Source organism: Methylobacterium sp. 275MFSha3.1, from assembly GCF_900108435.1.
Taxonomy (GTDB): Bacteria; Pseudomonadota; Alphaproteobacteria; order Rhizobiales; family Beijerinckiaceae; genus Methylobacterium.
The window spans coordinates 157,623-174,766 of record NZ_FNWP01000004.1; the positions used below are offsets into that span (position 1 = coordinate 157,623).

Annotated in this window: 17 protein-coding genes and 1 pseudogene; 8 read left to right on the plus strand and 10 right to left on the minus strand. The window is 74.7% G+C overall.

Annotated elements, in window-relative coordinates; all coding sequences use genetic code 11:
• Positions 1–161 precede the first annotated feature (161 nt).
• The gene (locus BLW78_RS05695) at positions 162–2,699 is read left to right on the plus strand and encodes a circularly permuted type 2 ATP-grasp protein (RefSeq protein ID WP_091677462.1); all 2,538 of its coding nucleotides are present in this window, start codon (positions 162–164) and stop codon (positions 2,697–2,699) included.
• Positions 2,700–2,814: 115 nt separating this feature from the next.
• On the plus strand, positions 2,815–3,714 hold the full coding sequence (locus tag BLW78_RS05700) for a transglutaminase family protein (protein WP_091677708.1): 900 nt from the start codon (positions 2,815–2,817) through the stop codon (positions 3,712–3,714).
• A gap of 123 nt (positions 3,715–3,837) precedes the next feature.
• On the opposite strand, the gene BLW78_RS05705 is transcribed toward BLW78_RS05700, so the two are convergent.
• The 4 genes and pseudogenes from BLW78_RS05705 to BLW78_RS05720 all read right to left on the minus strand — a co-directional run bounded on the left by BLW78_RS05705 (position 3,838) and on the right by BLW78_RS05720 (position 7,823).
• Positions 3,838–4,449, minus strand: coding sequence for a pyridoxamine 5'-phosphate oxidase family protein (locus BLW78_RS05705; protein WP_091677465.1), 612 nt, complete (start codon positions 4,447–4,449; stop codon positions 3,838–3,840).
• Positions 4,450–4,456: 7 nt separating this feature from the next.
• Positions 4,457–6,163 (minus strand): lysine--tRNA ligase, encoded by a 1,707-nt coding sequence (locus BLW78_RS05710; protein ID WP_020093308.1) that lies wholly within the window; start codon positions 6,161–6,163, stop codon positions 4,457–4,459.
• Between the two features lie 396 nt (positions 6,164–6,559).
• A pseudogene (locus BLW78_RS31700) lies at positions 6,560–6,773 on the minus strand (hypothetical protein); the annotation flags it as partial.
• Positions 6,774–6,845: 72 nt separating this feature from the next.
• On the minus strand, positions 6,846–7,823 hold the full coding sequence (locus BLW78_RS05720) for a transporter substrate-binding domain-containing protein (protein ID WP_091677468.1): 978 nt from the start codon (positions 7,821–7,823) through the stop codon (positions 6,846–6,848).
• Between the two features lie 45 nt (positions 7,824–7,868).
• Between BLW78_RS05720 and BLW78_RS05725 the strand changes: the two genes are divergently transcribed.
• The 6 genes from BLW78_RS05725 (at position 7,869) to BLW78_RS05750 (ending at position 12,468) form a co-directional block, all read left to right on the plus strand.
• The gene (locus BLW78_RS05725; protein WP_091677470.1) at positions 7,869–9,764 is read left to right on the plus strand and encodes a glycosyltransferase family 2 protein; all 1,896 of its coding nucleotides are present in this window, start codon (positions 7,869–7,871) and stop codon (positions 9,762–9,764) included.
• 129 nt (positions 9,765–9,893) lie between these two features.
• Entirely contained in the window at positions 9,894–10,139 is a 246-nt protein-coding gene (locus BLW78_RS05730; protein ID WP_091677473.1) for a hypothetical protein, read from the plus strand.
• A gap of 115 nt (positions 10,140–10,254) precedes the next feature.
• Positions 10,255–10,491, plus strand: coding sequence for a hypothetical protein (locus BLW78_RS05735; RefSeq protein WP_020093304.1), 237 nt, complete (start codon positions 10,255–10,257; stop codon positions 10,489–10,491).
• Positions 10,492–10,563: 72 nt separating this feature from the next.
• The gene (mazG, locus tag BLW78_RS05740) at positions 10,564–11,481 is read left to right on the plus strand and encodes a nucleoside triphosphate pyrophosphohydrolase (protein WP_091677476.1); all 918 of its coding nucleotides are present in this window, start codon (positions 10,564–10,566) and stop codon (positions 11,479–11,481) included.
• A gap of 145 nt (positions 11,482–11,626) precedes the next feature.
• Positions 11,627–12,004, plus strand: coding sequence for a hypothetical protein (locus BLW78_RS05745; protein WP_091677477.1), 378 nt, complete (start codon positions 11,627–11,629; stop codon positions 12,002–12,004).
• Positions 12,005–12,138: 134 nt separating this feature from the next.
• Entirely contained in the window at positions 12,139–12,468 is a 330-nt protein-coding gene (locus tag BLW78_RS05750; RefSeq protein WP_091677480.1) for a hypothetical protein, read from the plus strand.
• 79 nt (positions 12,469–12,547) lie between these two features.
• Here the strand turns inward: BLW78_RS05750 and BLW78_RS05755 are convergent, their stop codons facing one another.
• From BLW78_RS05755 to pabB, 6 genes are all read right to left on the minus strand, one after another.
• Positions 12,548–13,093 (minus strand): YciE/YciF ferroxidase family protein, encoded by a 546-nt coding sequence (locus BLW78_RS05755; protein WP_091677482.1) that lies wholly within the window; start codon positions 13,091–13,093, stop codon positions 12,548–12,550.
• Between the two features lie 116 nt (positions 13,094–13,209).
• The gene (locus BLW78_RS05760; protein WP_026604943.1) at positions 13,210–13,392 is read right to left on the minus strand and encodes a hypothetical protein; all 183 of its coding nucleotides are present in this window, start codon (positions 13,390–13,392) and stop codon (positions 13,210–13,212) included.
• 126 nt (positions 13,393–13,518) lie between these two features.
• The gene (locus BLW78_RS05765) at positions 13,519–14,010 is read right to left on the minus strand and encodes a DoxX family protein (RefSeq protein ID WP_091677711.1); all 492 of its coding nucleotides are present in this window, start codon (positions 14,008–14,010) and stop codon (positions 13,519–13,521) included.
• A gap of 23 nt (positions 14,011–14,033) precedes the next feature.
• On the minus strand, positions 14,034–14,885 hold the full coding sequence (locus tag BLW78_RS05770; protein WP_091677485.1) for an aminotransferase class IV: 852 nt from the start codon (positions 14,883–14,885) through the stop codon (positions 14,034–14,036).
• Positions 14,872–15,486: an anthranilate synthase component II gene (locus tag BLW78_RS05775; protein WP_091677488.1), complete on the minus strand. Its 615-nt coding sequence runs from the start codon at positions 15,484–15,486 to the stop codon at positions 14,872–14,874. The genes BLW78_RS05770 and BLW78_RS05775 overlap by 14 nt, the downstream gene beginning before the upstream one ends.
• A complete protein-coding gene (pabB, locus tag BLW78_RS05780) occupies positions 15,483–16,856 on the minus strand; it encodes an aminodeoxychorismate synthase component I (RefSeq protein WP_091677490.1) in 1,374 nt (457 codons plus the stop codon). Before pabB ends, BLW78_RS05775 begins: the two co-directional genes overlap by 4 nt.
• Positions 16,857–17,144: the final 288 nt, after the last annotated feature.

Consider the following 17,144-nt stretch of genomic DNA (forward strand, 5'->3'; position numbering starts at 1 on the left):
GTTCGGACATCCGGGGCGGACACCGGCGCGGTCGACAGAGCGCGACGCGCCCCCGCCCCCGCCCCCGCTCCCGTGCGGGAGAGGGACCCGCGCTCCGCTCTGCGGCCGCGTCGTCGTCCACGCTGCGTGGATCCGCGAGCCGCGATGACCCGGGATCCGTGATGGAGGCGGCGCTCGCGGGCAGCCGCGGCCGGGCCGAGCGGCCGGAGGGCGCGCGCGAGCGCGTCGCCCGCTGGAGCGCGGGCTACCGCCCCGCCCCCGGCCGGCCGGACGAGTTCCTGGGCGCCGACGGCGCGCCCCGCGGGGCGTGGCCGCGCCTGCTCGACCGTCTCGGCGGCCTCACCGAGCCGGAGATCATGGCCCGGTTCGTCGCGGCGGAGCGGCACATCCGGGACGCGGGCATCTCGTTCCGCATCGCCGGCGACCAGCGCGAGCACCCCTGGCCGCTGGGCTGCCTGCCCCTGGTGATCGAGGGGCCGGAATGGGCGGCGCTCAGCGCCGGCATCGTCCAGCGCGCGGAGCTGATGGAGGCGATCCTCGCCGACGCCTACGGCGAGGGCCGGCTGGTCGCCGAGGGGCTCCTCCCCGCCGCGATCGTGGCCGGCACGCCCGAGTTCCTGCACCCGCTCCACGGGGTCGCGCCCCCCGGCGGCCACTACCTCAAGCTCTACGCGGCCGATCTCGGCCGGGGACCGGACGGGCGCTGGCAGGTGCTCGCCGACCGGACCCAGGCGCCCTCGGGCCTCGGCTGGGCGCTGGAGAACCGCATGGTCCTGGCCCGGACCTTCCCGGACTTCTTCCAGGACCTCCACGTCGAGCGCCTGCCGGCCTTCTTCCAGGCGTTCCGCGACGGGCTGGCGCTGGGGGCGGAGCGCGCCGACCCGCGGATCTGCCTGCTGACCTCCGGCCCCTACAGCAGCACCTACGTCGAGCAGGCGGCGCTCGCCCGCTACCTCGGCCTGATGCTGGTGGAGGGCGACGACCTCGTCATGCGCGACGGGCGCCTGCACGTGCGCACCGTCTCGGGCCTGAAGCGGGCCGACGCCCTGTGGCGGCGGATCGACGCCGACTTCCTCGACCCCCTGGAGCTGAACCCGGCCTCGCGCCTCGGCGTGCCCGGCATCCTCGACGCCCTGCGCAACGGCTCCCTGGTGATGGCCAACATGCCGGGCGCGGGGCTCGTCGAGTCGGCCGCCCTCGCCCCCTACCTCGACGGCATCGCCCGGCGCGTCCTCGGCGAGCCCCTGCGGCTCGGCCATCCGCGCGCGTGGTGGTGCGGCGACCTCGAGGGCCTGGCGCACGCGCGGGCCAACCTCGACAGCCTGATCCTGCGCCCGGCCGCCACGCCCCAGCGCGGGGCGGGGCGCGACGCGATCCTGGCGGGCCCGGTCCTGGCAGCCGAGCGCGAGCGGGTCGTGGCGGCCCTGCGCGACCGGCCCTTCGACTACGTCGCCCAGGAGGCGGCGCCGCTCTCGACGATGCCGGGCTGGGAGCGCGGCCCGGACGGCCTGTTCCTGACGCCCCGCCCCTTCGTGGTCCGCGTCTTCGCCGCGCGGACGCCCCTCGGCTGGCAGGTCATGCCCGGCGGCTTCTGCCGGGTCTCGGAGCGCGAGGACGTCGACCCGATCGAGCTGCGGCTCGGCATCCGCTCCGCCGACGTCTGGGTCCTGTCCGAGGAGCCGGTCGCCGCGCCCCTGATCGGCACGCAGGCGGCGCCGCGGGTGCGGCGGGTCGGCGGGCACCTACCCGCCCGGGCCGCCGACGGCCTGTTCTGGCTCGGCCGCTACCTGGAGCGCGGCGAGGCGGTGATCCGGCTGGTGCTCGCCCACCTGCGCAGCGTCGGCGACGCCGTCGGGACCGACATCTCGGGCGCCCTCGACACGCCGGCGGCCCTGGCGCTCCGGGCGCTGCTGCACGAGTGGGGCGCCATCGCGGCCGCCGACCTGCCGACCGCCCGCCTCGCCCAGGAGGCGCTGGCCGGGCGCGACCGGCCGGGCTCGGCCCGGTCCCACGTCATCGCGGCCCGCCGCAACGCCGCCGCGCTCCGCGCCCGCCTGTCGGGCGAGGCGTGGCGGGTGCTCGCCGACCTGAACGAGTTCCTGTCCCTCAACACCGAGCGGGCCTTCACCGAGTCGCAGCTCGCGGGCCGGGCCGAGCGGGCCCTGAGCCAGCTCGCGGCGCTCGCCGGCCTCACCCACGAGAACATGAGCCGCGCCGAGGGCTGGCACTTCATCGAGCTCGGGCGGCGGATCGAGCGGGCGATCAACACCGGCGCCTTCGCGCTGGCCTTCGCCAACGACGAGGCGACCCCCGGCTGCCTCGGGGTGATGCTGTCCCTGTGCGATTCGCAGATCAGCTACGGGCGGCGCTACCTGCAGGGGGCGGCCCTCGACCCCGTGCGCGACATGGTGCTGCTCGACCCCTACAACCCGCGCTCGATCGCCTTCCAGGCGGAGGCGATCACCCGGCACCTCGCCGACCTGCCGGCGCTCGCCGCGGACGGGATCCCCGAGCCCCATTGCCGCCTCGCGACCCGGATCCTGGCGGAGTTGCGCAGCGGCGAGGCCGCGGATTTCGACGCCGTGCGCCTGACCGCGCTCGCGACCGACCTCGAGCGCCTCGCCGACGGCATCGCGGCCCGCTATTTCCCCACCGGGCCGAACGCGCTGCGCCCCGAGAAGCTGACGGGGCTGGCTTGATGCTGTGTGTCCTTGACGCTGCCGCCTCAAGGACGATCCGCAGCACGGGCTGCGGCGCGCCTTCGCGCTTGCCGGCGACCGCAGGCGACGGACGTCGCGATGGGCGGTGGCCGGGATGATCTACACGCTGCGCCACCGCACCGCCTACCGCTACGGCCGGCCGGTGCACTTCGCCCGCTGCACCCTGCGGCTCAAACCGCAGGATTGCGAGGGCCAGAGCGTGCTGGCGAGCGCGGTCACGATCGACCCGAGCCCCGCCCGCGCGGTGATGCGGCGCGACTATCTCGGGATCGACGCGGTGGCGATCACCCTGGAGACGCCCCACACCACCTTCAGCGTCGAGGCGCTCTCCACCGTGCGGGTCGAGCGCCCGGCCCCGCCGCCGCCCGAATCCGGGATGGCCTGGGAGCGGGTCCGCGACGCCGTTCTCGCCGGGCGCGACCTCGGCGGCCGGGCGCCGGTGCATTTCCTGTTCCCGAGCGGCCGGGTGCCGCTGCTGCCCGCGATCACCGACTACGCGCGGCCGAGCTTCGCCGCCGGCCGCAGCGCCTACGGGGCGGCCCACGACCTGATGCTGCGGATCGGCCGGGATTTCCGCTTTGATTCCAAGGCCACCACCGTCTCGACGCCGCTCGCCGACTCCTTCGCGCTCCGGGCCGGGGTCTGCCAGGACTTCGCCCACGTGATGATCGCGGCCCTGCGCGGCATGGGCCTGCCCGCGGCCTATGTCAGCGGCTACCTGCGCACGGTGCCGCCGCCCGGCCGCCCGCGCCTGCGCGGGGCGGATGCGAGCCACGCCTGGGTGGCGGTCTGGTGCGGCACCGGCTGGCTCGGCCTCGACCCGACCAACGGCGTCGCGGTGCGGGACGACCACATCGTGGTGGCCCGCGGCCGCGATTACGGCGACGTGGCGCCGGTCGACGGCATCGTCAGCGGCTCGGGCAAGCAGCGCCTCAAGGTCGAGGTCGACGTCATCCCCGACACCGAGACGCGGGATCTCGCGCTGGTGGGATGAGGTGACGCTCCGTCATCGCGAGCGCAGCGAAGCGACCCAGGGCGGCGCGACATCCCCGAAGGTGGCGCGACACCGGATCGCTCCGCTCCGCCCGCAAGGACGGGGATGTCGCGGACGCCACCCTCACCACATCGACTTGGCCGCCCGCTCCGGCCATTCCGCGTCGTAGCGCTGGCCGCCGACCTCGCCCGCGGTCAGCGCCGCCAGGATCGCCCCCGGCGTCGGCAGGCTTCCCGGGTCGACGCGGGCTTCCGGATCCCACAGTCCGGCCCGGATGATCGCCCGGGCGCACTGGAAGTACACCTCCGCGACGGTGATCACGAGGGCGGTGCGCGGCGCGTGGCCGTCGACCCGGAACGAGGCGAGCAGGTCCGGGTCGGCCGAGATCACCGCCCGGCCGTTCACCCGCAGCGTCGTGCCGGATCCCGGGATCAGGAACAGCAGCGCCACCCGCGGGTCGCGCACGACGTTGCGGAGCGAGTCGATCCGGTTGTTGCCCCGCCGGTCGGGCAGGATCAGCGTGCGCGGGTCGGCGACCCGCACGAAGCCCGGCCGGTCCCCGCGCGGGCTGCAATCGAGCCCCTCGGGACCGGCGGTCGCCAGCACCGCGAAGGGCGAGGCCGCGATCAGCGCCGCGTAGTCCGGCGTGATCGCGGCCGCCACCTTCACCGTCGAGGCGGGTGCCAGGGGCGCGCTGTAGAGCGCCTCCAGCGCGGCGAGCTCGTCGACGATCATTGCGCCCTCACGCGACCGGGGCGGCCTTGCCGGCCGCGAAGGCTTCGTGCTCGGCGACCAGCGCCCCCGACAGCGCCGAGGCGATCAGGCCCCGGGTCTCGTCGACGCCGTAGAGGGCCACGAAGGAGCCGAACCGGGGTCCGCGCGCCTCGCCGAACAGCACGTTGTAGAGGCTCGTGAACCACGCCTGCGACACGCCGGGCCGCCCGTCCGGGCTCTTGGCCTTGCCGGACGTGTCGGGGAAGTGGCGCCGGCCGACCTCGTAGACCGCCGCCTGCAGGGCCTCCGGGTCGGTCGAGCCGGCATGGTCCCCGAGCGTCTCCGACAGGTCCTCCAGGGCGGCCCGCTCCTCGGGCGTCGGCGCCCGGTAGGTCTTGGCCGGCCGCACGAAGTCCGAGAAGAACTTCAGGGCGTGCTTCACCAGCCGGTCGAGGCCCGGATGGGTCTCCGGCCCGGTCTGCGGCGCGTAGCGGCGGATGAAGCCCCACAGCACCGCCGGGTCCTCGGTGTTGGCCACCGCGGCGAGGTTGAGCAGCATCGCGAGGGTCAGGCTCGCGCCTTCGACCTTCTCGGGCTCCGGCGGGTTGCCGGCGTGGAGGTGCCAGACCGGGTTGCCCAGCCGCAGCTTCGCGTCCTGGCCGGCGTAGCGGTCGAGGAAGCCGATATACTCGTCGACGTGCCGGGGGATCACGTCGAAGAACAGGCGCTTGGCCTCGCGCGGCTTGTTGTACATGAACAGGGCGAGCGATTCCGGCGTGCCGTAGGTGAGCCACGCGTCAATCGTCAGGCCGTTGCCCTTCGACTTGGAGATCTTCTGGCCCTTCTCGTCGAGGAACAGCTCGTAGTTGAAGCCCTCCGGCGGCTCGCCGCCGAGCGCCCGGGCGATCTTGGCCGAGAGCTTGACCGAATCGATCAGGTCCTTGCCGGCCATCTCGTAATCGACGCCGAGCGCCACCCAGCGCATCGCCCAGTCGGGCTTCCACTGCAGCTTGGCGTGGCCGCCGGTCACCGGAGTCTCGTAGCGCTCGCCCGTGGCGGGATCGCGCCACACGATCGTGCCGCTCTCCGCCCTCACCTCGTCGATCGGCACCTGCATCACGTGGCCGGTGACCGGGTGGAGCGGCAGGAACGGCGAGTAGCTCGCCGAGCGCTCGGCCCGCAGCGACGGCAGCATGATCTCCATCACGGAATCGTAGCGCTCCAGCACGCGCAGCAGCGTCGCGTCGAACACGCCCGCGCGGTAGCACTCGGTCGCCGAGCGGAACTCGTAACTGAAGCCGAAGGCGTCGAGGAAGCGGCGCAACTCGGCGTTGTTGTGCGCGCCGAAGCTGTCGTGGGTGCCGAACGGGTCCGGCACGCGGGTGAGCGGCTGGTTGAGGTGCGCGGCCAGCATCTCCCGGTTCGGGACGTTGTCGGGAACCTTGCGCAGCCCGTCCATGTCGTCCGAGAAGGCGATCAGCCGGGTCGGCACCGCGTCGCGGGTGAGCACCCGGAAGGCGTGGCGCACCATGGAGGTGCGGGCGACCTCGCCGAACGTGCCGATATGCGGCAGGCCCGACGGGCCGTAGCCGGTCTCGAACAGCACCTCGGTCTTGCCGGATTTCTCCAGCCGCGCCACGAGCTTGCGCGCCTCCTCGAAGGGCCAGGCGGCGGCGTTGGCGGCGGCCTCGATCACGTCGGCGTCGAGGGTCAGGGCTGGGGGAGCGGCGGGCATGTCGTTGGAGACGATCTTCAGGGCTGAACGCGTTGGGGAGCGCGCACCCTAGAGCGGTTCGCATCGGAGCGGAACGCCCGGAGGTGCAATGCGGGGTTCCATCGCGGGCTCGCGCGTGAGGCCTGTGCGTGCGGCCTATGACAGCGTGGGCCGGTTTCGGCTTGGCAGACGCACGCCCGATCCGCTCGGCTTCCTACGCGTGCCAGGCTGAATCGCGAATCCCGGATCTCCGAATCTCGCCCTCATCCTGAGGTGCCGCAGCGCAGCGGAGGCCTCGAAGGAGCCCTCCAGTGACCGCTGCGCTGGCTGGAGCTCTCCTTCGAGGCCGCTGCGCGGCACCTCAGGATGAGGGCGAGGAGGGGAAGTCCCGAGTCGAACAGGCTCTCGGCGCCGAATCTTGGCCCAGATGGCGCGGATCTCCGCATCGGTGGCGCGATCGCCGCGCGCCTCGGCGGCCCCGGATTCGTCGAGTTCCGCCTCTTCCTCCGGGGTGAACCGGTAAACCGGGGCCTCGTCCCCCGCGAAGGCCAGCATGAGCCGGGCGCTCTCGTCCTGAGGGTCCGGGGACGGGTCGCGCCTTCGCCACCCCCTGCTCGAGCAGATCCGCCACGGTGCCGTCCGCGTGCCGTCCGACAACCGAAGCCGGCAGCAGGATACCCATTCCTGGTGGCGACGAAAGCCCTCAGAACGGGCTGACGGGGAAGAACCGCAGGTACAGCTCGGTGTACTTGCCGTCGTCCCAGACCCGCTGGAGCGCGTCGTCCAGCGCCCGGGAGAGGGCGGCGTCCTCCTGGCGGGTGATCAGGCCGATCCCCTCCCCGAAATAGCGGTTCTCGAGGTAGTCGCCGCCGGTGAGCGCGCAGCAACTCTCCGCGTCCTGGCCGCCGACGAACAGGGCGAGGTTGAGGCCGTCGGCGAACAGGTAGTCGATCTCGCCGCGCTTGAGCGCGCTCTCGGCCGCCGTGAGATCGGTGAAGTCCTTCGGCACGGCCTTCGGGAAGAACGCCTTGAGGTAGGCCGCGTGGGCGCTGCCGGCGATGACCCCGACGCTGCGGCCGGCGAGCGCCGCCGCGGAGGGGACCGGCAGGCCCTTGTCGGCCCGGGCCGCGAAGCGCGCCGGCCAGCGGAAATACGGCCGCGTCGCCAGGAATCGCGACCGCAGGGACGCGGTCAGCGGGATGGCGGCCGCGACCACGTCGCCCTGCTTGCCGTCGAGGGCGTCGAGCAGGGTGTCGAAGCGGCGCGCCTGCACCGTGCAGGTGATCGTCAGCTTCTCGCAGACCGCCCGGGCGAGCTCGACCACGAAGCCCGTCGGGTTGCCGTCGGGGCCGGCGAAGTGCAGCGGCGGGAACTCGTCGTCCGTGAGGAAGCGGACCGCCCGGCCGGTCTGCGGCGCCTCCACGCGCTCGCCCCGGCTGCGCGGGTTCCAGAAATCCGGGATCGTGACGGCGGGGGTGGCGGTGACGCCCGTGGCCGGCGCGGCCGGGGGCGCCGCGGCGGCGGCCGGCCCCGCGAGGAGCGCCGCGGCGGCGGCCGGCCCCGCGAGGAGCGCCGCGACCGCGGCCGCCGCGATCCGGGATGGGATGGCTGTCCTATCGCCTCTTGACGACGGGGACGGGGCGGTGCTCCTCTCGGAGCGCGGGGGCGGGGACTGGCTCACCCCCCTCCTCTACCACGTCCTCGGGCCGCCGGGGGAGCGCGCGGCGTGTCGTTCCAGCGCCCGCCCGCGGGGCCGGAGGGCCTGCCGCCGGAGATCGCCTTCCTGCTGGACGAGGGCGTCGACGCGCGGCTGCTGGCCCGGGCCGCCGCCGCGGCGACCGCGGCCGGGACCGACGCGGCGACCGCGCTGATGAATGCCGGCCTGATCGCGGAATCGGCCTACTACGCGGCCCTGGCCCGGGCGCTCGGCGCCCCCTACCTCGACGGCCCGATCCCGTTCGGCCTGGGCCTGCGCTTCCCCGACAGCCTCGTGGCCGGCCTCGCGCCGCTGGCGCCGGGCGCGGTGGCGCCCTGGGTCCTGGCGCCCCGCGGGCGGGCGATCGCGGACCTCCTCGACGCCGCCGGCCGCGCCGCTGGCCACGCCGCTGGCCACGCCGCCGTGCCGGCGATCACCAGCCCTACCCGCCTGCGCGAGGCCGTGTTCGCGTCCGTGCCCGGGCAGGTGGCGGATCACGCGGCGCACGACCTGCGGCGGCACGGCCCCGAGTGGGCGGCCGCCCCCGAGCCGGCCTTCCGCTGGCTGCTGGTCCTCGCCCTCGGCGGGACCGCCGCGCTCTGCCTGTGTGCGGCGCTGCCGGCCCCGCTGGCGCGCGCGGTGATGACGGCCGGGCAGGTCCTGTTCCTGGCCATGGCGACCCTGCGGATCGCGGCCCTCGCCATCGCGGCTCCGGTCGCCGCGGAGGCGGTGGTGCCCCTCGCCGAGGCCGACCTGCCGGTCTACACGATCCTCGTCCCCCTCCACCGCGAGGCGGCGGTGGTGCCGGACCTGCTCAGGGCGCTCTCCGCCCTCGACTATCCGGCCGCCAAGCTCGACATCAAGCTGCTGCTCGAGGCGGACGACGCGGAGACCGCCGCGGCCCTCCCCCGCGACACCCTCCCGGCCCGGTTCGAGGTGATCACGGTGCCGCCGGGCGGCCCGCGCACCAAGCCGCGGGCGCTCAACGCCGCGCTGCCGCTGGCCCGCGGCACCCTGATCACGGTCTACGACGCCGAGGACGTGCCCGATCCCGGGCAACTGCGGCTGGCGGCCGCCCTGTTCGCGCGCCTGCCCGCGCGGACCGCCTGCCTCCAGGGGCGGCTCGTGATCGACAATGCCGGCGATTCGCGCCTCGCCCGTGCCTTCGCCCTCGAATATGCCGGGCTGTTCGACGTGCTGAACCCGGCCTTCGCCCGCTGCGGCCTGCCGGTCCCGCTGGGCGGCACCTCGATGCACCTGCGCACCGTCGTGGTGCGGGCTCTGCACGGCTGGGACGCCCACAACGTCACCGAGGACGCGGATCTCGGCCTGCGCCTCGCGCTGGCGGGCTACACCGTCGGCGACCTTCCCAGCCCTACCTTCGAGGAGGCGCCGGCCCGCCTCGGGCCCTGGCTCGGCCAGCGCACCCGCTGGCTGAAGGGCCTGGTCCAGACGAGCCTCACCCACGGGCGGCACCCGCTGGCCAACGCCCGCAGGCTCGGCGGCCTGGAGACGCTCTGCGCCGCCGCCCTGGTCCCCGGGACGGTGGTCTCTGCGCTCGCCTACCCGGCCTGCCTCGCCGCGGCGGCGTGGTCCTTCCTGGTCCGGGACATCCCGGCCGCCCCCGTCTTCCTGGACAACCTCTCCACGGGGCTCGCCATCACGCTGTTCGGGACGGGGCTCGCCGCCCTGGTCCTGCCCGCCCTCGTCGGCTGCGCCCGGCGCGGCTGGGGGGACCTCGCCCGGTCGGTCCCGTGGATGCCGGTCTACTTCCTGCTGGTCAGCCTCGCCGCGTGGCTGGCGCTGATCGAGCTGGTCCGGGCGCCGCTGCGCTGGAACAAGACCCGGCACGGCCTCGCGCGGACCTCCCGCAGCGGCCGGCGGCGGCGGGCGTACCCTGCGACAGCCTGCGACACCGGGACGTGACCGGACGGCGGCGGATGCGCGTCGGCTTGATCTGGATCAGTCGCGGGCCCGCGCCGGGCCGCTAGCTTGGCCAGCCGCTCCCGCCCGCGCCGCGGGCGGCCGGTGATTCGCCTCGCGTGGGTCCAAGCGATGCCGGCCTATCACCTCCGACGCACCCTCGAGCACGCGGACGGCCGCTGCGGCCTCGCCTTCGCCAGCGACCGCCTGGAGGCGGACGACGCGGAGACGGCGATCCGCCGCGCCCGCGACCTGTGCCGGACCGCCGCCAACATGCTCCTGACCGGGGCGGTGCTGACCGATTCCCTCGGCCGGATCCTGTGGTCGTTCACCCTGGCGCTGGCCCGGGAGCCGCTCTGCGTCCGACCGACGAGCTGAGGGCCACGCAGATTGGCGCGCCGTGCAACGCCCGCGGCCCGCGCGCCGTTGTCCCGCACGGGCGCGGCCCGGAGAGGCCGAGAGCGCGGCCGAGCGAGCTGCCGGGAGAGCTGCCATGAGCACGATCGCGATCCTGATCGGCACGCAGGCGGGCGCGCGCCTCCTGGCCGCCGCCTCCGAGCGGGAGGCGGCCCTCTCGGCCGAGGCCTTCCTGCTACGCCTGCCCGTCCGCGCCCTCCCGGCGCCGCTCTGGGTGCAGTGCGCCGACCCGGCGGTCAGCGGCCGCCTCACCGGCTACCTGAACGGCCTGCAGGCCGAGCAGGTGCGCGAGCGCGACCCGAGCCGGGTCTGAGGCCCTGCGCTGAGGCCCGGCGATCCGCGAGACGCATTTCCCTGCGCCGCGCCGTGCGCTAACCCCGTCCGCATGAGCGAGACACGCGACGCGGGCCGGTCCGGGGCGAGCGGGGGGCGGGACGCCGATCCCGCCGCGGAGGCGCCCCTGGGCCGGCTCCTGCGCCTGATGGCGACCCTGCGCGATCCCGTCGCCGGCTGCCCCTGGGACGTGGCGCAGAGCTTCGCCACCATCGTGCCCTACACGATCGAGGAGGCCTACGAGGTCGCCGACGCGGTGGCGCGGGGGGACCTCGGCGACCTGCGCGACGAGCTCGGCGACCTGCTGCTCCAGGTGGTGTTCCACGCCCGCATGGCCGAGGAGCGGGGCGCCTTCGCGTTCGACGACGTGGCCCGCGCTATCGGTGACAAGCTGGTCCGGCGCCACCCCCACGTCTTCACCCCGGACGGCGCGCCCCTGCCTGCCGGCTCGCCCCTGCGCGACCCCGCGGCGGTCGAGGCCCAGTGGGCGGCGATCAAGGCGCAGGAGCGGGCGGCCCGGCAGGCGGAGCGGCGGGACGCGGGGCTCGCGCCGGACCCGGCGCCCGACCCCCTCGGCGGCGTCGCGCGGGCGCTGCCGGCCCTCGCCCGGGCGGAGAAGATCTCCCGGCGGGCGGCCGCCTACGGCTTCGACTGGGACGACGCCGCCCAGGTCGTCGACAAGGTCCGCGAGGAGACCGACGAGGTCGCCGAGGCCCTGGCGGCGGGCGACCCGGAGGCCCTGTCCGAGGAGATCGGCGACCTCCTGTTCTCGGTGGCGAACCTCGCGCGGCACGCCGGGATCGACCCGGAGACCGCCCTGCGCGACGGCACCGCCAAGTTCGAGCGGCGCTTCGCCGCCATGGCGCGGCATCTCGCGGCGTCCGGGGGCGCCCTCGGCCGCTCCGACCTCGCCGCCATGGAGGCGGCGTGGCAGGCGGCCAAGCGCGACGAGGCGGCGGGACAGGCGTAGCGGCGCTGTCAGGCCGCCCCGCCCCGCCCCGCCCTGCCCGCTCGCTCGCGGCCCGAGATGCCGGCTCGTCGCGGCGGATCCGTCGGGCTCCGAAACGGTGATCCGACGCGTTGGCGTTCCGGCGGGCGGGCGTTAAACCCGTGCCATGTTCGACGACGCGGCCGCTCGGCGCTACCTCGCGGGACTGGCCCCCGTGGCGGCGGGGTCGGTGCGCTGGCTCATCTACGATCACAACCGGCAATGGGTCTCGGTCGTGGACGGCGATCTCGTGTCCCTGCGGCAGGATTGCCTGCACGTCCTCGACGTCTCCGCGGAGGCGGACGCCACCGCGTCCCTCGTCGACGCGATCCGCGAGTTCCTCGCCGAAGGGACGGAGCGCACCCCGCAGATCGTCGCCCTCTCGTGCGCCGTGCTGATGCAGAGCGTCGGGGATCTCGACGCGGTCTTCGATCGGATCCGGTCCGGCGTCATGGCAACCCTCGTCTACGCCGAGGACGTCGTGGTCAGGCCCGTCGCCGGGTAGCGCGGATCGGCCCTCGCCCGGACGCGCCGCCCGACCGGGCCGGCTGCCTTCGCGGCGATCCCCGCGGCGATCCTCCGCGGCGCCCCCGCGCGGCGAGGGCTCGACACGTCGCGGCGCGCGGATATGTTCCGCGCATGCGCTTCACCCTGCCCGTCCTCGCCGCCCTCGCCGTCACCGCCGCCCTGTCCCGGCCCGCCGCGGCCGAGACGATCCTCCAGGAGCGGTTCGGCTGCCACACCCAGGAGGTCACGGACCGCCTGTTCAAGCTGGTCATGGCGGGCGACGAGTCCGGGTTCGGCCAGCTGCTGCAGGGCAGCCTCGCCAGCGGCGAGTGCCGGTCGTTCAAGCCCGGCGAGGAGGTCCGGCTCGAGTCCCGGACGATGAGCTACGGCTGCCTCGCCCTGAAGGACACGCAGGATCGCTGCTACTGGACGCCGCTGAGCGCCATCGAGAAGACGAACTGACGGCGAACTGACGTCGCCCCCGGGGCCGCGGCGAACCGGCGCCCGGGGGCGCCGGCCCGCCCGCGCGGCCGGTGCGCGGTCAGGCGGCCTTCTTCCCCCGGCCCTTCGACGGCTCCGCGTCCGGCTCCGCCCCGCCGGGCTCGCCCGCGGCGTTGATCGACTCGGCGATCTTCGAGAGCAGCGCGTCGGTCCGCTTCTCCTCCTGCAGGGTCTCGTCCAGGAGCTCGGCGGCGTCCGCGTAGCCGAGCTGGGCTGCCCAGGTCTTCAGGGTGCCGTAGCGGGCGATCTCGTAGTGCTCCACCGCCTGGGCGCAGGCGGCCAGCACCGCGTCGGCGGCCGGGCTGTCGGCGAAGTCGTCGAGGTCCTCCTCCATCTCCGAGACGATGCCCTGCATCGCCTCGCAGGTCTTGGCCCGGGCCGGCTTGCCGATGATCTCGAAGACCTGCGTCAGGCGCTCCACCTGCTGGGCGCTCTCCTCGGCGTGGGTCTCGAAGGCCTGGCGCAGCTCGTCGTGCTCCGCCGCCTTGGCGGATTTCTTGAGGGCTTTCACCGACTGCTTCTCGGCGTAGTAGACGTCCTTCAGGGTCTCGTAGAAGGCGTCCTGCAGCGTCTTCTGCTTGGCCATTCGGTCTGTCTCCGCTGGGGTCCACGCGCCGTGTTCGGCGGCGTCCTCCGGGGAACTCCGGTCCGGCCGGCCGTATCCGGGCGATATCTTCGCCCTGTGGAGGAACCTTTCGGGGCTCAGCCGCCCGCCCCGTCCGGGCGCGGCTTCCGGCTGCCCCGCGGCGCGCCGCCCGGCTTCGGGCGCAGGCGGTCGAGGACCGTTTCCAGGGCGCGCTCCACCGCGTCGCGGTCCGGCACGGTCTCCGGCACCGCGTCCGGCGGAGGCGGGGGCGATCGGCCCGGGTCGCGGCGCTTCGGCATGTCGTCCGCCCGTATCGCCGCCGGGCCGACCGGTCTTCCGGCCCGCGCGGCGGCTTCCGGCCGGTCGATCGGCCAGGATCCTGGGATCAAAGCCTGCCGGGATCCGGGGATCCCGGGATCCTGTGATCAAGGTTCGCGGATGGTTGCCGGCGCGTCGGGATCCGGACCTTTCGGCGGCCGTGCCGGATCACCGGAGATCTCGGTCGCGCCCTGTCCGGACCCGCGGCGGCCGCCGAACGGCCAGTCGATCAGGCCGCCGGCCCAGAGCGCCGCCCAGACGAAGACCGGCTGAAACGCGAGCCGCGGCCCGTGGTACCACCAGGAATCCGGGATGCCCTCGACGTGGACGTGCTCGAACGCGTGCTTGAGGTTCGCCGGGTAGACGCAGACCGCGTAGAGGGCGAGGCCGAGCGCGGCCGCCCGGCGGAACCGCCCGGTGAGGAGGCCGACCGCGCCCGCGATCTCGCACAGGCCGGTCGCCAGGATGACGAGCCGCGGCTGCGGCACCCAGTCGGGCATGAGCGGCAGCATCGCGTCGGTCGCCACGAGGTGGACCACGCCGATGAACCCGTAGATCGCCGCGAGCGCGTAGCGCAGCCGGCGCCGCCAAGTCTCGATTGACGCCTCGATCGCCCCCTCGGTCACGCGACCGCGTCCTCCGTGACGCCGCAGGCCTGCGCCAGGCGGGCGCGCAGGGCCGCCACGAGGCGGGTCACCGCCGGATGGCCGGCGCTCGGGAAGGCCGTGCCGCCGATGGCCGTCACGGGGGCCAGGAGCCGCAGGGAGTTGGTCAGGAACACGGCCTCCGCGCCGAGGAGATCGGGCAGGCCGAGCGACCGTTCCTCGGCCCGCAGCCCGCATCCGGCGGCGAGACCCAGCACCTCCGCCCGCACGATGCCGGCGAGCACGCCGTCCCCGAGCGGGGGCGTCACCAGATTGGCGCCGAACAGGGCGAAGAGATTGCCGGTGCCCGCGCAGGCGACGCGGCCCCGGGTGTTGCGGAACAGCGCCTCGTCGAACCCCGCGGCGGCGGCCTCGCGGGCGGCCAGCACCGCGTCGAGATAGCCCAGCGTCTTCAGGCGGGCGGCGGGGGAGGTGTCGTTGCGGGCGATGGCCGTCGGCCACAGGCGCAGGGGCGCGAAGGACGCGGCCCTGGCGCTCGCGGCCGCGGTGGCGAACAGGGTCGGGTTCGGCGCGTCCGGCGGCCTCAGGCCGCGCGGGCCGGAGCCGCGCGTCAGCGTGGTCCGGATCGCGAGCCGCTCCCCCTGACCCGCGAGATCCCGCATGGCCGCACGGATCCGCTCGGGTTCGGCGGGGATCCCCAGCGTCTCCGCGGAGGCCACGAGCCGGGCGATATGGGCGTCCTCGAAGGCGACGCGGCCGCCGAGCGCCAGTGCGGTGTCGAACAGGCCGTCGCCGAGCGTCAGGCCGCGGTCGGTGTGGTCGAGCGGAGCCGTGGTTCCGGGCAGAAGCGCCCCGTCACGCCACAGCATCGCGGCGCCCCTCCGGCCTCTCCCGCCACGCGCGGGCGAGATCCAGGAAATTGGCGAACAGGGCGTGGCCGCCCTCGGTCAGGACCGATTCCGGGTGGAACTGGATGCCGTAGGTCGGGTGAGTCCGGTGCGACAGCGCCATCACCTCCCCCTCCTGCGAGACCGCGTCGACCGAGAGGTGTCTTTCCATGTCGGGGCCGGGATTCACGACCAGCGAGTGGTAGCGCCCGACCCGCATCGGCGCCGGGATTCCGGAAAACAGGCGCTCGCCGGTATGGGCGATCGGCGTCATCTGCCCGTGGAGGGGGCGCTGTGCCCGCGCGACCGTGCCGCCGAAGGCCGCGCCGATCGCCTGATGGCCGAGGCAGACGCCGAGGATCGGCACCGCGCCCGACAGGTCGCGGATCGCCGGCAGGGAGATCCCGGCCTCCGCGGGGGTGCAGGGCCCGGGCGAGACCACCAGGGCCTCCGGCTCCAGCGCCCGGATGCCGGGGACGTCCAGCGCGTTGTTGCGCACGACCCGGACCGTCTCGCCGAGCTCCTCCAGGTAACGGACGACATTGAAGACGAACGAGTCGTAATTGTCGAGGACGAGGATCATGCGAAGGCCTCGAACACGCGGGCGGCCTTGGCCAGGGTCTCGTCGTATTCCGGGCCGGGCTCCGACAGCAGCGTCACCCCGCCCCCGGCCTGCAGGACCGCCTGCCGGTCGTCCATGAACACGGTGCGGATCGCGATCGACGTGTCGAGCGCCCCGTCGAAGCCGATCCGGCCGATGGCGCCGCAGTAGAGTTCCCGCGCGTCGCCCTCGATCTCCGTGATGATGTCCATGGCGCGGATCTTCGGCGCGCCCGTGATCGAGCCGCCCGGGAAGGTCCCTTCCAGGAGGTCGAGGGCGTCGAGCCCGTCGCGGAGGTCGCCGGTCACCACCGACACCAGATGGTGGACGTTGGCGTAGGTCTCCAGGCCGCACAGGGTCGGCACGGCGACGGTGCCCGGCCGGCAGACCCGCGACAGGTCGTTGCGCAACAGGTCGACGATCATGACGTTCTCGGCCCGCTCCTTGACGCTGGCCTGGAGCGCCTCGGCCGCCGCCCGGTCGGCCGCCGGGTCGTCGAGGCGGCGGGCGGTGCCCTTGATCGGGCGCGTCTCCACGTGCCGCCCGTCGAGGCGGATGAACCGCTCCGGCGAGGACGAGGCGACGGTCAGGCCCTCCTGTTCCAGGTAGGCCCCAAAGGTCGCCGGGTTGGTCTCGCGCAGCCGCCGGTAGAGGGCGAACGGGTCGAAGCCGGCCGGCAGGTCGGCGACGAAGCGCTGGGCGATGTTGGCCTGGTAGATGTCGCCGGCCCGGATGTAGGCGCGGACCTTTTCGACTGCTTCTTCATAGCTTTGGCGGTCGAAGTTCGAGCGCCACGCGAGCGGCTGGGCCGGCCGGGCGGGGGCCGGGACCGGCGGCTCCACGCCGCCGAGCAGGTCGGCGAAGCGGGTGAGCCGCGCCTCCGCGCGGGCCCGCCGCGCGTCCGGCGCGGTCTCGGGGAAACCCGTGGCGACGAGCCGGCCCGTGCCGGCGGCGTGGTCGACGACCAGCGCGGTGTCGTAGAAGTTCAGCGCGATGTCGTCGGTGAGCCCCGCCCGCCGGGCGGGCGGCGCCACCCGCTCCAGCGCCGCGCCGAGATCGTAGGCGAGGTACCCGATCGCCCCGCCGGGGAACGGCTCCGGGCCTGCCTCGAGCCGGTAGGGTTCGAGGCAGGCCCGGAGCGCGGCCATCGGGCCGCCCGCCACCGGCCTCCCGTCGAGGGTCGCGCGCCCGTCGCGGTAGCGGAACCGCGCGAACGGGTCGGCGGCCACGATCGAGTGCCGCCCCAGCGGGTCGTGCCGCATGGCGCTGTCGAGGAAGGCGAGCCCGGGCAGGGCGCGCAGCCGGGCCGCCGCCGCGACGGGATCGATGAAGGGGATCTCTCGGGTCCACATGACCGGGTTCGGGGCCGTTATCCTCGGGCTGTGCGTCATCCGCTGCCGTCGCACAGGCGATGCCGCGGGGGAAGCGGCAGTTCCACGCAGGCCCCGCCGCCGCGCGCGGGCGGGCCGTGTCCGGGGCGCAGGGCCGCGCCGTCCAATCCTGATGTGGGATCTGAGAAGACCGCCGTAAAGCTCTGCCGTAACGATAGGATCTGCGCCTAAGCTCAGGCTCGCGCGCAGGGCCGGGCACCCCTGCGGCGGCCGGCCTCGCGCGGAGGCGCGGGAGCCTGTATAGGAGCG

Bases quoted from the DNA above. Each gene is read 5' to 3' on its own strand.
- BLW78_RS05695 (WP_091677462.1), top strand. From the start codon at position 162: ATGGAGGCGGCGCTCGCGGGCAGCCGCGGCCGGGCCGAGCGGCCGGAG.
- BLW78_RS05700 (WP_091677708.1), top strand. From the start codon at position 2,815: ATGATCTACACGCTGCGCCACCGCACCGCCTACCGCTACGGCCGGCCG.
- BLW78_RS05705 (WP_091677465.1), bottom strand. From the start codon at position 4,449: ATGATCGTCGACGAGCTCGCCGCGCTGGAGGCGCTCTACAGCGCGCCC.
- BLW78_RS05710 (WP_020093308.1), bottom strand. From the start codon at position 6,163: ATGCCCGCCGCTCCCCCAGCCCTGACCCTCGACGCCGACGTGATCGAG.
- BLW78_RS05730 (WP_091677473.1), top strand. From the start codon at position 9,894: ATGCCGGCCTATCACCTCCGACGCACCCTCGAGCACGCGGACGGCCGC.
- BLW78_RS05735 (WP_020093304.1), top strand. From the start codon at position 10,255: ATGAGCACGATCGCGATCCTGATCGGCACGCAGGCGGGCGCGCGCCTC.
- mazG (WP_091677476.1), top strand. From the start codon at position 10,564: ATGAGCGAGACACGCGACGCGGGCCGGTCCGGGGCGAGCGGGGGGCGG.
- BLW78_RS05745 (WP_091677477.1), top strand. From the start codon at position 11,627: ATGTTCGACGACGCGGCCGCTCGGCGCTACCTCGCGGGACTGGCCCCC.
- BLW78_RS05750 (WP_091677480.1), top strand. From the start codon at position 12,139: ATGCGCTTCACCCTGCCCGTCCTCGCCGCCCTCGCCGTCACCGCCGCC.
- BLW78_RS05755 (WP_091677482.1), bottom strand. From the start codon at position 13,093: ATGGCCAAGCAGAAGACGCTGCAGGACGCCTTCTACGAGACCCTGAAG.
- BLW78_RS05760 (WP_026604943.1), bottom strand. From the start codon at position 13,392: ATGCCGAAGCGCCGCGACCCGGGCCGATCGCCCCCGCCTCCGCCGGAC.
- BLW78_RS05770 (WP_091677485.1), bottom strand. From the start codon at position 14,885: ATGCTGTGGCGTGACGGGGCGCTTCTGCCCGGAACCACGGCTCCGCTC.
- BLW78_RS05775 (WP_091677488.1), bottom strand. From the start codon at position 15,486: ATGATCCTCGTCCTCGACAATTACGACTCGTTCGTCTTCAATGTCGTC.
- pabB (WP_091677490.1), bottom strand. From the start codon at position 16,856: ATGTGGACCCGAGAGATCCCCTTCATCGATCCCGTCGCGGCGGCGGCC.